Origin of the sequence: Bradyrhizobium sp. BRP22 (assembly GCF_020194175.1) — a bacterium.
Lineage (GTDB): Bacteria > Pseudomonadota > Alphaproteobacteria > Rhizobiales > Xanthobacteraceae > Bradyrhizobium.
In genome coordinates, this window is sequence record NZ_JADYVX010000026.1 from 60,973 (window position 1) to 75,616 (window position 14,644).

At 64.2% G+C, this 14,644-nt stretch carries 9 protein-coding genes and 1 pseudogene; 5 read left to right on the top strand and 5 right to left on the bottom strand.

What is annotated here, in order from left to right:
• The first annotated feature begins 141 nt into the window (after positions 1-141).
• Both I6F35_RS27160 and I6F35_RS27165 read left to right on the top strand, forming a co-directional pair.
• Complete coding sequence (locus I6F35_RS27160) at positions 142-342, top strand: hypothetical protein (protein WP_225120731.1); 201 nt, start codon at positions 142-144, stop codon at positions 340-342.
• A 16-nt stretch (positions 343-358) separates the two neighbouring features.
• Positions 359-1,138 (top strand): hypothetical protein, encoded by a 780-nt coding sequence (locus tag I6F35_RS27165; protein WP_225120732.1) that lies wholly within the window; start codon positions 359-361, stop codon positions 1,136-1,138.
• On the opposite strand, the gene I6F35_RS27170 is transcribed toward I6F35_RS27165, so the two are convergent.
• Genes I6F35_RS27170 through I6F35_RS27180 form a run of 3 tightly spaced genes read right to left on the bottom strand, consistent with a single transcriptional unit; the run spans position 1,135 to position 4,634 of the window.
• Positions 1,135-1,752, bottom strand: coding sequence for a DUF1254 domain-containing protein (locus I6F35_RS27170; RefSeq protein WP_225120733.1), 618 nt, complete (start codon positions 1,750-1,752; stop codon positions 1,135-1,137). The two genes, I6F35_RS27165 and I6F35_RS27170, sit on opposite strands and share 4 nt — an antisense overlap.
• Complete coding sequence (locus I6F35_RS27175) at positions 1,749-2,327, bottom strand: DUF1214 domain-containing protein (RefSeq protein WP_225120734.1); 579 nt, start codon at positions 2,325-2,327, stop codon at positions 1,749-1,751. The genes I6F35_RS27170 and I6F35_RS27175 overlap by 4 nt, the downstream gene beginning before the upstream one ends.
• A gap of 30 nt (positions 2,328-2,357) precedes the next feature.
• Positions 2,358-4,634: a PBP1A family penicillin-binding protein gene (locus I6F35_RS27180; RefSeq protein ID WP_225120735.1), complete on the bottom strand. Its 2,277-nt coding sequence runs from the start codon at positions 4,632-4,634 to the stop codon at positions 2,358-2,360.
• A gap of 295 nt (positions 4,635-4,929) precedes the next feature.
• On the opposite strand from I6F35_RS27180, the gene I6F35_RS27185 reads away from it, so the two are divergent.
• From I6F35_RS27185 to I6F35_RS27195, 3 genes are all read left to right on the top strand, one after another.
• Complete coding sequence (locus I6F35_RS27185) at positions 4,930-5,445, top strand: YcgN family cysteine cluster protein (protein ID WP_225120736.1); 516 nt, start codon at positions 4,930-4,932, stop codon at positions 5,443-5,445.
• Positions 5,446-5,604: 159 nt separating this feature from the next.
• A complete protein-coding gene (locus I6F35_RS27190) occupies positions 5,605-7,185 on the top strand; it encodes an MDR family MFS transporter (protein WP_225120737.1) in 1,581 nt (526 codons plus the stop codon).
• Between the two features lie 1,044 nt (positions 7,186-8,229).
• Complete coding sequence (locus I6F35_RS27195; protein WP_225120738.1) at positions 8,230-11,472, top strand: CHAT domain-containing tetratricopeptide repeat protein; 3,243 nt, start codon at positions 8,230-8,232, stop codon at positions 11,470-11,472.
• A gap of 15 nt (positions 11,473-11,487) precedes the next feature.
• Here the strand turns inward: I6F35_RS27195 and I6F35_RS27200 are convergent, their stop codons facing one another.
• Positions 11,488-12,405, bottom strand: a complete 918-nt coding sequence (locus tag I6F35_RS27200) for a hotdog domain-containing protein (protein ID WP_225120739.1) — start codon at positions 12,403-12,405, stop codon at positions 11,488-11,490.
• Between the two features lie 260 nt (positions 12,406-12,665).
• Positions 12,666-14,306 (bottom strand): annotated as a pseudogene (locus I6F35_RS27205) (thiamine pyrophosphate-requiring protein); the annotation flags it as partial.
• Positions 14,307-14,644 lie beyond the last annotated feature (338 nt).

A 14,644-nucleotide genomic window follows, 5' to 3' on the forward strand; every position in this document is an offset into this window, starting at 1 on the left:
AAGCGATCTGACGAATAGGGCACACTCGCCGCATCAGTAACCGATCGGTGGTTCCGATTAAGAGGTCATTAACCACGTGCGGTCCTTAATCCGGACGCCGCCTGGCAAATCCTCGCCGCGCGGCAGGCAGAGAGAACAGAGATGGGCACCATCATAGAGTTTCCGGCGGATGCAGCTTCGCGGCGGCCGGGCGCAGTCATGGGTGGCGCTGCAAGCGATGGCATGGGGACTGTTCTGATCCTTCCCGTTATCCGGATCGAGCGCGCGACCGACCAGACCGATGGCGGGCGCGGGCCGGCAGAAGGTACAGCGCCTCGTCGCCGTCGCCGTCGGCGCACCTGACGATTGGACATTTGAAATGCGCGAGGCGTGTCTTCCGAGCCGGAGCGCCGGGATCCGGCGCTCTCGCCCGGTATTTGCACTGCTGTTGATCGGCGCGGCGCTTGGCGGCTGCAGCGGCGGTGATTTCGGCCGCACGCGCGCCGACTTCCGCAACGACGACATGCACCGCTGGCTCGGCGCGGAAGCGACCGGCAGCATCGGCATGAGGCCCTCGCAATTCCAGCTTACCGAAAACGAGCGCCAGCTCCGTGATCTCGCCTATCCCCTGATCGAACCGCCGCATTCGCGGCCGGCGTGGAAGAGCGTGTTCGGCGACTACCAGCCGCTGCCCTCGCCATGGCGCCAGAAGGTGGTGTTCGACCGCACCGCCTACGGACGCGCGCTGATCGACGAGCCGCATCGCGCGCACACCTCCCGCTACATGCAGCTGATCGACGATGTGCGCGACGACATCACGCGCTTCGAGCCGTTCTTTGCGACCGCCTGGCGTGTCATCGAGCTCGATCGCAAGCGCAATGCCAGCCTCGGCATGGTGTCGGATCTGTCGCCGCGCGAGCGGGCGGACGCGATCGCGCGGATGGAAGAGAACACGCTGATCGTGCAGTGGGTCCAGCAATGCCTGGAGCGGCGGATTTCGTCCTATCGCTGGGCGCTGGAGCGGTTGGTGATCCAGGCGCCGGACAATGTTGCGGCTGATGCCGATCGCCTGATCGGCGAACTCGCCGCGCTGACCGCCAATCCGCCGGTCGCCGCGCAGCCGCCGGTCATCGGGCACGCCACGGTCGTGAAGGGCTAGCGTTTCGAAGGCCGTGCCGCGGGTGCAGGGGCGGGTAGCGGGATCTCGGCCTGCTTCGGCGCGGGCGGCTCGGTCTGCACCTTGCAGCTTGCCGCTGCGAGCGAGGCCTGTGCCTGCGGCATCAGGCCGGGCTCGGCCGCCAGCGCCTTCAGGAGGATCAGGCCGGTGGTGGTCGGGGAATCGATGATCAGCCGGTCGGCGGCGGTGACGTCCTCGTCCTCGGGCAGCTCGTTGTGCTGCGCTTCGGTCATCAGATCGAGCTCGATCACCTTCTTGCCCGCGGAGCGGTCGTTGATCGCGTAATAGGCGAGCTCGTTGCGGGTGTAGAACGACACCGAGGTATAGGCCTGGCTCACCGGCACCGTCAGCTTGATCGGCCCGGTCGAGAGATCGTAGCGGCAGATCGCCATCGCGAATGCCGGGTCCATGTACGGCATCAGCGAATTGCCGGGATCGGCGGGCGGCAGTTGCGTGACGGCATTGAGCTGCGTGATCGGCGTCAGCCGCGAATAGGCATCCTGGGAAGCGATCCGCGGCAAGGCGAGCACACTGACGAGATGCACCACGCCGCCCAGCAGCACCCCTGCGATGATCGTGAAGGCGAGGCGGATCATGGGCAGCCCACCGTCGAGATCGTCGGCATCGGCGCGTCGCGCTGGGTCCGCGTCGCCACTCCGACCGGCGTGTCGTAGAGCCGCAGCATCAGCGCGTAACGCTCGATGCCGCCGGTCGGCAGCCAGTTGCCGGCACGCGAGCGCGAGGCGATGCGGATCTCGAACGTACCGTCGGAAGCGCGGATGATCTCCTGGCTCGTGAAGCCGTAGCGCTGCAGCGAATTCGCCACCAGGCGGCCTTTGCCGTCGAACAGCGTCAGCGTCCAGAACCGCGCCGGCGGGGTCACGCCGCTGACCACGACGTCGCAGCGTCCGTCGAGCGGTTTCTTCCTGTCGTCGGTGGTGGCGGTGAAGGCGATGCCGTCGCCGGTGCCCACAGGCAGTTCGCCGGAGCGCGCGATCGTCGCGCGGTTGTAGGGGTCGATGTCGGAGGTGCCATTCCTCGGCCTGGCGGTCCAGGCGCCGATCTTAAGCGTGCCGATATCGGTGCCGCGCGTCGCGGCCACGTAGGTCGAGCCGAGGCCGATCCCGGCGGCTATTATCAGCGCAAGCAAGGTAATGAGGATCAGCCGCACGGCCCTACAGCTCCGAAGCGATCACTGGCATCAATTCTTGCGCGGTGCGGGTGTCGCCGCCTGGTCGCCGGCCGCCGTCAGGTAATTTTCGGGGAAGGCCAGTGCGCTGGACGACGGCTTGTCCGGTTTCGCCGGCGCGCTGGACGACGTCTTGCCCAGGGTTCTGGCCGCATCGTCAAGCATTTTCTCGACCCGCACCAGGATATCGGCGCCCCGCTTGGTCAGCACCGGCGGCGGCCCGGGCTTGGTCTCTAGTATCTTGGGCGCGGCGTTCGCATTCGCCTGCGTCGCCGGCTCCCGAGGCAGCTTCTGGCCCATGCCGATGCCGGGGATTTCCCGGACCTCCACGCCCTGATGCGCGGCGACCATGATGTCGTGCCACGTCTGCGCCGGCAGCGAGCCGCCGGTCATGCGGTTGGTCGGCGAATAGTCGTCATTGCCGTACCAGACTGCGCAGGTGAAGTTGCCGGTGTAGCCGACGAACCAGGCGTCACGATAGGCGTTCGTGGTGCCGGTCTTGCCGGCAGTCGGGATACCATCGAGCGCGGCGCGGCGCGCGGTGCCTTCGCTCACCACGTGGCTCATCATCCCCGCCATGTCGGCGGCAACCGAGGCCGGGATCGCCTGCCGCGGTTTCGACCCGTCGCGGTCCCAGCGCCACACCAGATCGCCGGCGCCGGTGCGGACTTCCAGCACCGCATGCGGCGTGACGGACCGGCCCCTGTTCGGGAACGTCGCGTAGGCGACCGCATGCTCGAGCACGGTGACTTCGTCGGAACCGATCGGCAGTGACGGCGTGTCGGGCAGCGGCGCCTTTAGGCCGAAACGGCGGGCGACCTCGACGATCTTGGCGCGGCCGGCCTTCGGGCCCTCCTTGCCGCCGAGCGCGATCGAGAGTTTCACCGGCACGACGTTGATCGAGCGGGTGATCGCCTGCGTCAGCGTCACCGAACCGGAATAGGAATGGCCGTAGTTCTGCGGGCACCAATTGCCGATGCACACCGGGCCGTCGACGATCTTCGAGTTCGGCGTGAACCCGTTCAGGAGCGCGGTCGTATAGACATAGGGCTTGAACGACGAGCCCGGCTGCCGGTACGCGTCGGTGGCGCGGTTGAACTGGCTGGCGCCGTAGTCGCGGCCGCCGACCATCGCGCGCACGCCGCCGTCGAGATCGGCGACCACGGTTGCCGCCTGGGTCGCGTGATAATCGCGGCCGAACTGGCGGAGCTGGTTCTCGATCGCTTCCTCGGCGGCTCGCTGCACGTTCATGTCGATCGCGGTGCGGACCACGAACACGCGCTCGCTGTAGGATTTCGGGAAGGTGTCGACGAGCCTGCGCATCTCGTCGAACGCCCAGTCGAGATAGTAGTTCGGCGAATTCTCGTCGCGCCGGTCGACCGCGACCGCTGGATTGCGGCGGGCGCCGAACACCTGGCCCTCGGTCATGAAGCCGGCATCGACGAGGTTGTCGAGCACGACGTTGGCGCGGGCGCGCGCGGCCGGCAGGTTGATATGCGGCGCATACTTGGTCGGCGCCTTGAACAGGCCGGCGAGCATGGCGGCTTCCGCCAGGTTGACGTCGCGCGCCGACTTGTTGAAGTAGAAGTGCGCGGCGCCATCGACGCCGAAGGTGCCGCCGCCCATATAGGCGCGGTCGAGATAGAGCTTCAGGATCTCGTTCTTGCTGAGGCGATGCTCAAGCCAGATCGCCAGGAACGCTTCCTTGATCTTGCGCTCGATGGTGCGCTCATTGTTCAGAAACAGGTTCTTGGCAAGCTGCTGCGTGATCGAGGAACCGCCCTGGCGTACGCCGCCGGCCTGCGCGTTGGTGACGAGGGCGCGGGCGGTGCCGGCGATGTCGATGCCGAAATGGTCGTAGAAGCGGCGATCCTCGGTGGCGAGCGTCGCCTTGATCAGGACGTCGGGAAAATCTTCCAGCGGGATCGAGTCGTTGTGCTTGATGCCGCGGCTGCCGATCGGATTGCCGTAGCGGTCGAGGAAGCTCACCGCGAGATCTGACTTCTTCAGCCAATCGTCATCGGCGGTTTCGCGGAACGCCGGGATCGCCAGCGCCAGCAGCACGACCATGCCGCCGAGGCCGATGGTGGCGGCTTCCGACAGCGGCTCGATGAACACCCAGCGCTTCCAGCGGCCGACATAGAAGCGATCCATGAAGGTTGAGTAGCGCTCGTAAAGTTCGCGCAAGCCCCTGCCTGAGGAGAACAAGGTGGAGTCGATGCGCGCATCCAGGTCCAGAAAGAAGTTCCGGAGCCTGGTCTTCCACTGCGGCGGTAGGATCTGGCGCACCGGGGCCCTTGCTCGGTTCGAAAGCGCTCGCGCCCATGAATTTGGGCGCCGGTCGAGCGACTTGCTTCCATAGTTACGGCAAACCCAAGGCGCCGTTTCGCGCCGCTTGGGAGACTCGGTTATCGTTTCTATCTGAGCGGAGGTTATAAACCAATGGTGCTGCTTGCGATTTTAATGTCAGGCTGAACCTGTTTGTGAACTCGCCCGGCCGCCCGTCGTATGGGCGGCTTGCGCGCCTGCCACTGCGACCCCTAGATGGGCCTGTGAGCCGACTTAAACCAGATTCTCGATTTCCATGACCGCACCGCCCAAGCGCGCCTCGAACCAGGAGGGATTCTTCTGGAAAACCAAGACGTTGGAGGAGATGTCTGACGTCGAGTGGGAAAGCCTGTGCGACGGCTGCGGGCGCTGTTGCCTGGAAAAGCTCGAGGACGAGGACACCGGAAAAATCTACTTCACTCACGTCTCCTGTACACTGCTCGATGCCGGGCTTTGCACCTGCAAGGACTATCCGAACCGGTCCGACAAGGTTTCGGACTGTGTCCGGCTGACGCCCGAAAACGTCCGCACCCTGAACTGGCTGCCGCCGAGCTGCGGCTACAAACTGGTCGCGGAGGGCCGCGATCTCTATTGGTGGCATCCGCTGATTTCCGGCGACCCGAACACCGTGCACGAGGCCGGCGTCTCGGTGCGCGGCCGGGTCCAGGGAACCGAGGACGAGATCCCCGACGCCGAGCTCGAGGACCACATCGTGCGCTGGCCGGCGCTGCTGCCGAAGCGGGCGCGGCTGAAAAAACGGCCGAAACCCTAGGTGCTGTGCACGAAGGCAAATCACGTCATTGGGATGACGCGGCCTCGGAATGCGCCCATGCGCTGAGGCGTCTGCCTCAACAGGAATTTGCTGCCTAAGTTGGAATTCATAGAACGATTCCATTGTGGCTTTGCGCCGCAGCGAGAAATTGCGCCCGAGATGAACAAGTTCGAACGGCAGGGCAGCGAACCTGCCGACCGACAGACATTGCCTGCAGACGTAGCCGAAGAGCTGTCCCGCCTGCCGACCGAGGTGATCGACCTCAGCGATGCGCCGCCGCTGGCGCCGCCGGCTCCGCTTGCCCCGGACGAAGTCCGCACCATCATGGTCAGCCTGATGCTGACGATGTTCCTGGCGGCGCTCGACCAGACCATCGTCGCGACGGCGCTGCCGACCATCGGCCGCCAGTTCGAGGACGTCTCCAACCTGTCCTGGGTGATCACGGCCTATCTCCTGGCATCGACGGCGGTCGCGCCGGTGTTCGGCACGCTGAGCGACATCTATGGCCGCCGCGCCATGATCATCACGTCGCTCAGCCTGTTCGTGGTCGGTTCGATCCTGTGCGCGATCGCGCCCAACCTGCCGGTATTGATCCTGGCGCGCGGGCTCCAGGGGCTCGGCGGCGGCGGCATCATGCCTGTGGTGCAGACCGTGATCTCCGACGTGGTCAGCCCGCGCGAGCGCGGCCAATACCAAGCCTATTTCAGCAGCGTCTGGATGGCCGGCGGCATCGCGGGGCCGGTGATCGGCGGCGTGTTTGCCGAGCACCTGCACTGGTCGATGATCTTCTGGATCAACCTGCCGCTGTCGTTCGCCGCGCTCGCGCTGCTGTTGCCGAAGATGGGCAAGATCGCGGTGTTCCACCGCCGGCGCAAGGTCGACTGGCTCGGCGGCATCCTCCTGATGGCGTCCGCGGTCGTGGTCATGCTGGTGCTGACCTGGGGTGGCAACCGGTTCGCCTGGCTGTCGCCGGTGATCATGGCGATGATCGGCGCGTCGTTTGCGCTCGCCGCCAGCTTCGTGTGGCACGCGGGCAGGGCGGACGAGCCGTTCCTGCCATTGTCGCTCCTGAGCGGAACGGTCGCTCCGTTCGCGATCACCGCAGGCAGTTGCGCGCTCGGCGCCATCGTCGGGCTGACGGTGCACCTGCCGCTTTATTACGAAGTGGTCTACCACCTCACTGCCAGCGAGGCGGGCCTGGCGCTGATCCCGCTTGCCGCGGTCTCGACCTGCGGCGCGGCGATTGCCGGCCGGACCATGGCGCGTGCCAAGCACTACAAGCGCGTGGCGATCGTCGGCACCTCGGTCGCCGCCCTCTGCGGGCTGGGGATGGCGCTGACCACGCTGCCGCTGTGGGGGCTGCTCCTGTTGATGTCGGTGTTCGCGCTTGGCCTCGGCACGACGTTTCCGGTCAGCGTGGTCTCGCTGCAGAATGCGGTGGCGCGTTCGCAGGTCGGCACCGTGACCGGTGCGATGAATTTCTTCCGTGCGCTGATGGCCTCGTTCACGGTGGCGGCGTTCGCCGCGATCCTGCTGATGGCGCTCGGCGCCGACATCTCGCTCGCCGGCGAACATCATGGCTCCGTGAGTTCGATTCCGGCCGCCGACATGATCATGGCCTTCCGCTTCGTCTTCGGCGCCGCCGCCCTGCTGCTCGCCGCTGCCGCGCTGTGCATCACCATCATGGAAGAACGGCCGCTCGCAGGTCCGGCCACGCGCCAGGTGGAAATGGCGGAGTAGCGAGGATCGACCGCTTCGATCCGTCGGGTGGGCAACGCGAAGCGTGCCCACCACCAAGCGCTCCGCTCGTGATGGTGGGCAGGCTGTCGCTTTGCCTACCCGACGGCATTCGCGCGTCCGGCTCGCTCTCTCCCCGTCATTGCGAGCGAAGCGAAGCAATCCATCGCGCCACTTGTGGAGACGTGGATTGCTTCGCTTCGCTCGCAATGACGGGGTGAGTTCTGATTCAAATTTCAAACAGCTTCTCCGCAGTCATCGTCCGGCTTGACCGGACGATCCAGTATTCCAGAGGCGGCGCTTATGCCGAGAGGCCGCGGGATACTGGATGCCCGCCTTCGCGGGCATGACGGTGGAGTGGATGTGAGTCCGCGTTCTCGCGGCATGATGTGCCCGAGGTTTGCATCTCGTTCCACCCTCTCATTGAAGTGAGGGCGCAGGGAAAGCCGGGTGCCGGTTGCACCCGTGGGCCCCGTGCAACAAAAAGCACGGGGGTAGGACCACAGGTCAACCGAAGCAACTCCGGCTTTCCCTGCGCGATGGTTTACGGCTTACTTCGTGCTCTTCTCGGTGACCGGGCTTTCTTGCCACCGTCACTCCGCAGATACTCGATCCACAGAACTTAGCGCCAGCGTCGGGGCGCCAGAACCACACGACTTCGCCGTCCGCGAATGTCACGCTCGTCAGTCGCAACATCCGCGTCCACCGCATCTCACCGCAACGTTCGTGACGATCGCGAGCCGCCCCTCATTTGGATGAGACGCGCGGAGTCATAGTGCTGATTTGCCCGACGGCGAAAGCGGAATGTTTCTTCTGCGATGGCTGGACAGGGCAAATCACGTTGAAATGTCTTAGCAAATTGACCTGCACGCGCATCGCGTTTTCGGGTTCGAAGCAGTGCTCGTTTCGCCCCGATTGCGCCGCGTGCCGAGCTTTTGCGCGTCACAACAATGCAGCGTCGATGGAGCAGAATTCCGCTTTCGCCTTGCTGCGGCCCCAGAGAGCCGCGATGTCAGATGCTTTGCAAAGTTGATTGGAGGGTTGGGCATGCGGGCAGGTCGAGGATCGATTGTCCGGTTCATCCTTGCCGTATTCCTCGCAGGCATGGTTACGTTGCCTTGCGCGGCCGGCCAGCAGGAAATGCTGGCGCTGATGCAACGTATTACGGCGCTCGCCAAGGAAGGTCGGTACAGCGAAGGCGTACCGCTGGCGAGAAAGCTGACAAGTGAAGCCGAGAAGGCCACGGGCCGGCAGTCGCTTTTGACGGCGGCCACGCTGGTCGTGCTGGCGCAGGCTCTACAGGCCCAAGGCGAAATGGCCGAAGCCGAGACCGCATTGAAAAGAGCGCTTGCCATCCGCGAGAAGGCGCTCGGCGCGAACCATGCGGATGTTGCGGCAGTTCTGGTCACTCTTGGCCAGATCGCGTTCAGCCAGAACCGATTGAACGACGCCGAGCGGAATGCGCAGCGCGCGATCGCCATCAACGAAAGCACCTTGGGCCGCGACAATCTCAATACGGCGATGGCGCGCATGCAACTTGGCAATGTGCGTCACCGTCAACTGAGAGAGGCGGAGGCGCTGGAGATTTACAGCCAGGCGCTTGACGTCTTCAAGCGCGCATCGGGACAGGCCGACATCATGGTCCCGGTTGTCCTGAACAACATCGCGGAGGTCTACAAGGCGCAGGGCCGGCTTCAGCTTGCCGAGGAACGTTTCCTTGAAGCGCTCAGTCTCCAGGAACAGCGCCACGGCCGCGACAGCGTCCATCTCACCTCCACGCTCAACAATCTCGGGGAACTCAGGCGCCTGCAGGGGCGGCTTTACGAGGCCGAACAACTGGCGCGGCGCACACTGGCGATCAGGGAAAAGTCGCTCGGCAGCGATCATGCCGATGTCGCCGCCAGCCTCAATAATCTCGCGCTTGTTCTTTCGCGACAGGGCAGGGCGCAGGAAGCCGAAAGCCTGCTGGATCGCGCCCTTGCCATCCAGGAAAAGGCGTTCGGACCGGACCATCCGAATGTGGCGACGACGTTGAACAACCTCGCCGATGCCAAGGCCTATGCCGGTCGAAAGAAGGAAGCCGAGCCGCTGTTTCGCCGCTCCTTGGCGATCCGCGAAAAGGGCCTCGGTCCAAACCACGTCGATCTCGCGATCTCGCTCGACAATCTCGTCACGTTGATCTGCGACGATGGGCGCTATGCCGAAGCGGAGCCCTTGGCGCGTCGCTCGCTTTCGATCCGCGAAGGCGCGCTCGGCAAGGTCCACCCGCTGGTCGCGAGCAGCCTCAACAATCTTGCCGTCATCACGGACAGCACCGGAAGGCCCCAGGATGCCGAACCGCTTCTGAAGCGGGCGCTGGAAATCCGATCGAGCGCACTTGGCGAAGTGCATCCGGACGTCGCCAACAGCTTCAACAATCTCGGGGCACATTATCTGGACGCCAGCCACTGGCAGCAGGCCTATGACGCATTTGCGCGCGCTTCGGCGATATTGATCAACCGCAGCGCCGGCGAAGCCGATGCGGCGCGGACGACCGCCGATCTGAAATTCCATGACAATACGAACCCATTCCCCGGCATGATCGTTGCCGCCTATCAGCTCGCCGGGACGTCCGACGGCGACAAGGCGATGGCGTTGCGATATCGGGCCTTCGAGGCGGCGCAATGGATCGGTGACGAACAGGCGGCAAAGGCTGTCGCCGGAATGTCGGCGCGTGTCGCGGCGCGCAGCGGCGATCTGTCGGCGCGGGTTCGCCAGCGCCAGGATCTGAGCGAGCAGGCGCTTGCCACGGATCGCTTGCTGATCTCGGCCATTTCACAGCCGAATGCCGCGCGCAACCAGCAGACAGAGCAGGCGATCCGTGCCCAGGCGATGCGCATCGCAAGCCAGATCGAAGCGCTCGACCGCGTGATAGCGGCTCAATTTTCGGGATACGCAACGCTTGTTGCCAGGACGCCGATTTCCCTTGAAGACGTTCAAAAAGCGCTGGGCCCGAAGGAGGCGCTGCTGCTGTTCACGACGACGTCGCGCTTTACCTTCGTGTGGACCGTCACGCGATCCGACGTCCGATGGCACGCTGCACCGATCGGTGAAAAGCAGGTCGCGGAGACGGTCAGCATCTTGCGCTGTGGTGTCGACTACGAAGCGTGGATGGACGCAAGTCGGGGCTGCGCCGAAAAACTGGGAATGGATCGCCCGCGGAGCGATCAGTTGCCGTTCGATCTGGACCGTGCGTTCGGACTCTACCAGACGCTTCTACAGCCGGTCGAGAAGGACATTGCAGGCAAGGAGCTCATTCTCGTTCCATCCGGTCCGCTCGCCACGCTGCCCTTCCAGCTCCTGCTGACTGACAAGCCCGCATCTGACGGCACCCGGCAGGAGCTCGCCAAGCAGCCGTGGCTGGTCAAACGGTTTGCCACGACCGTCCTGCCATCCGTCTCCAGCCTGAAGGCGCTGCGCCAGGTCGCCCAACGGAGCAAAGCGTCCAAACCTTTCATAGGTTTTGGCAACCCGCTGCTGAACGGAGACGGCCAAAGCGATGGGGTTGTCGACCGCGTCAAGCAGGCCCGGCTTTTTCAGAATTGTGCGGAAAGCGCGAAACCGCGAACGAACCTCGTCGCCCAAAGAGGGCAGCGTGCTGCCGTCATCCTTTCCGGCGGCACCGCCGATCTCGAGCAACTCAAGCATCTCATGCCGCTGCCCGAAACTGCGCTCGAACTGTGCGCCGTGGCGGACAGTTTTGCGCCCAAGGGCGAGGTTTACCTGGGCAATGAGGCGACAGAAGCAAAGGTGAAGTCGCTCAGCGAAAGCGGGCGCCTGGAACAGTTTCGCATTCTTCACTTTGCAACGCACGCAGCGCTGGCCGGCCAGGTTCGCGGCTCGACCGAGCCAGGTCTGATCCTGACGCCGCCTCCTGCCGCCACGCAGGCCGATGATGGCTATCTCACGTCGTCGGAGATTTCCGCGCTCAAGCTCGACGCCGATTGGGTCGTGCTTTCAGCCTGCAACACCGCCGGCGGCGAAGCATCGAATGCGGAAGCCTTCTCCGGTCTTGCCAGAGCGTTCTTCTATGCAGGCACGCGCGCCCTGCTGGTCTCGCACTGGCCGGTCAATTCGGATGCCGCCGTCGCCATCACGACGGGTGCCATCAGCATTATGACCTCGCAGCCCGATACCGGCCGCGCGGAGGCGCTTCGCCGCTCGATCTCGGCGTTGGTCGCCAAGGGAGGCGACAATGCACATCCCAGCGTCTGGGCGCCCTTTGTGCTGGTCGGAAATGGTGCTTCGTAAGGGCGCTGCAGCGACCTATTCCTCATCGACACCGGAGGATCGCCTCAGCATGAAATGACCGAACGCCGAGGCGATCGGCTTGGTTCTGTCATCCTGCCAGGCCTGCGCCTCGAAAGCGACGACGCGCCGACCCTGCTTGACGATGGAGACGCTGGCGTAGCTGTCGAGGGCGCGGCCGGAGCGGAGATAGTTGATCGTCAGGCCGATCGGCTTCGGTGGCGCCGACACGCCGAGCTCGCGCGTTACGCCTATCACTGCAGCCGTTTCGAGGAAGGCGCCGGTCATGCCGCCATGGATGGCGGGCAGCAGTGGATTGCCGATGATCTTCGGCGAGAAAGGCATGATCAGCGTGCCGTCCTCGCCGATGCGGATGCCGAGACACCGCGCGAAGGGGCTGTTTGCGAATGGCCCGGCGGGGTCATCCGGTGCTTCGAGCGCGGGCAGAGCGTCATCGTTCCGCGGCTTATCGAACAGCATGTTGGTGCGGTTCGCGCCGACCATGAAGCAGGCCGTCGCCGTGGCGACCGGATCGTCCTCGGAATCCTGGTAGGCCGTCGCGCGCACGAAGGCGATGGAGCGGGTTACCCGATAGCAGATCGAATGCGCGTTGATGTCGAGACCCGGCGTCGCCGGCTTCTGATAATCGATGCGCAGATCGAGCGTGGCGATGGCGCGCGTGCCGTCGAGCGCGAGCTGAACGGCCATGCCGCAGCTCTCGTCGAGCATGGCGGTGACCACGCCGCCGTGAAGAACGCCCGTCTGTGTGTCGCCGACGAAGACCGGCCGATACGGCAGCCGTGACCAGGCCTCACCGGGCGCGGCGCGATCGAGCTGCAGGCCGCTGATCTGTCCGTAGGTGGAGCGGCGCCATTTGATGGCGTCCGCCAGTTCGTCGAACGGTAGTGGCGTATTGGATGTCGATGTCTCGGACATGCCGACGTCTTAAACCAGTGCGGCGAAGGGAGCGAAAAATTTCCGTGCTCGGCTTGCGATCGGCGAAAGGCATGGTTTGTGGGAGAAAGAATCGGCGGGCGTCGCTGCGCCCTCTCCCCTTGTGGGAGAGGGCAGCTCCGCTGCCAGCAACAAACTCGCTTGGGTGAGGGGTTCTCTCCGCGAGCACCTGTGCCCGTGGAGACAATCCCTCATCCGTTGCGGACTGCGTCCGCGCCACCTTGTCCCACAAGGGGAGAAGGTCAAATGCCCGGCCTGGAAACTTCCGTCTCCTTGCTGGTGATGAATTCGAGCAACACCGGGACGCCTTCTCTGGTCTTCTGGATGCCGCGCTTTATTGCCGGCACGATGTCCTCAGGCTTGGTCACGCGCTCGCCGTAGCCGCCGAAGGCGCGCGCCATCGCGGCGTAGTCGCCGGAAATGTCGGTCGAGCGATATTTCTCGGTCGAGATCGGCATCACCTTCAATTCGATCGCCATCGAGAAATTGTTGAGCAGGATCGACATGATCGGGATGCGCTCGCGCACCGCGGTCTCGAAATCCATGCCCGTGAAGCCGATGGCGGCGTCACCCCAGACATTGATGCAGAGCTTGTCCGGCTTGGCGAGCTTGGCGCCCATTGCGAGCCCGAGCCCGTAGCCGAGCTGCGTGGTCTTGCCCCAGCCGAGATAGGAGAGGGGCTCGACCGACTTCCAGAACGGCGAGAGCTGGTCGCGCGGGCTGCCGGCATCATGGGTGATGATGGTATTGTGGATGTCGACAGTGTGCTGCAGGTCCCACAGCACGCGGTACGGATTGAGCGGCGCCTCGTTATGGGTGAGCTTCGGCATCCATTTCGCGAGCCATTCCTTGTGGCTGGCGGCGATCTCGGCGGCAACCGCACTGGCGTCGCGGTCCGAGGTGACGGTCTTGCCGATCTCCTCGAGCAGCGCATCGAGCACGAGCGCGGCGTCGCCGACCAGGCCGATCCGGGCCTCGACATCCTTGTTCAGATGATTGGGGTCAAGCGTCGAATGGATGATCGCCTTGCCCTTCGGCATGCCGATGCCGAATGAAGTTTCCGTGAACGAGCAGCCGATGCCGAAGATCACGTCGGCATCAGTGAGGAATTTCGGCACCGCGCGCGGCACAGCCAATCCGCCAGAGCCGAGCGACAGCGGATGCGTCTCCGGAAATGCCGATTTGCCGCCGAGGCTGGTCGTGACGGGAATTGCGAGCCGTTCGGCAAGGCGCTTCAGTTGCGGCCAGGCGCGCGCATAATGCACGCCCTGGCCGGCATAGATGACGGGACGCTTGGCCTTGATCAGGAGTTCGGCAGCTTCCTTCACATGAACGGGATCGGCACCGTAACGGGTGCGCAGCACCGGCGTGTAGTTCAGCGGCTCCGGCACCTCCTCGTTCCACATGTCCGCAGGGATCTCGACGATGACCGGTCCGCCGCGGCCGTTCTTCAGTTTGGTGAAGGCACGGCGGAAGATGTTGCCCACTTCGGAAGCGAGAATGATCGGCTCTGACGATTTCGTGAACGCCTTCATCGCCTCGCTGGAATTGAAGTTCGGCTCGATGTGCGAGAGTCGGCGCGCATAGCCCATCGGCAGCACCAGCACGGGCACCGACTCGCCAAAGCATTGCGCCACGCCGCCCATCGCATTCTCCGAACCGGGGCCGTGCTGCATGCAGAACGCGCCGATGCTGCGGCCGGATGTGACGCGGGAGATCGCGTCGGCCATGTGCAGGCCCACGCGCTCCTGCCGCACCATGATCGGCCGGATATCGGCATTGGCGGCATGCTCGATCAGATGATTGACGGGATAGCCGCACAGGATCTCGATTCCCTCGCGCTTCATGATTTCCGCAATCGCTGCGCCGAGCTTCATGGCCGTGTCCCTCCCTTGATATTGGCCGGTTCATCCGGCCGATTGCCTACAGTAGGAACAGGATTTCGCCGGCGCGTAAAGCGTGTGCCGCGTCCGTCCGAGGAAATGCAGATATGCATTTCGCGATGCGGAGATGCGCAATACGCGAATGAACGTTCAAGATTTTGTGCTGGCAGATCAGATCTGCGCGAGGCGAATACGATTGTTCGATGTATCTCGAACCGTCGGCGTGGCGAAAACATCACAACGCACGACGAAGTGTGTCTGCTTCATGTCCCTGTCATTGTCGCCGGTGGTTTTTGGGTTAGTAGCGCGTCAAACATGCATCTGCATGTTGGGATTAG

Excerpts from the sequence above, each read along its gene's own strand:
- I6F35_RS27160 (WP_225120731.1), top strand. The coding sequence starts at position 142 with ATGGGCACCATCATAGAGTTTCCGGCGGATGCAGCTTCGCGGCGGCCG.
- I6F35_RS27165 (WP_225120732.1), top strand. The coding sequence starts at position 359 with ATGCGCGAGGCGTGTCTTCCGAGCCGGAGCGCCGGGATCCGGCGCTCT.
- I6F35_RS27170 (WP_225120733.1), bottom strand. The coding sequence starts at position 1,752 with ATGATCCGCCTCGCCTTCACGATCATCGCAGGGGTGCTGCTGGGCGGC.
- I6F35_RS27185 (WP_225120736.1), top strand. The coding sequence starts at position 4,930 with ATGACCGCACCGCCCAAGCGCGCCTCGAACCAGGAGGGATTCTTCTGG.
- I6F35_RS27190 (WP_225120737.1), top strand. The coding sequence starts at position 5,605 with ATGAACAAGTTCGAACGGCAGGGCAGCGAACCTGCCGACCGACAGACA.
- I6F35_RS27195 (WP_225120738.1), top strand. The coding sequence starts at position 8,230 with ATGCGGGCAGGTCGAGGATCGATTGTCCGGTTCATCCTTGCCGTATTC.
- I6F35_RS27200 (WP_225120739.1), bottom strand. The coding sequence starts at position 12,405 with ATGTCCGAGACATCGACATCCAATACGCCACTACCGTTCGACGAACTG.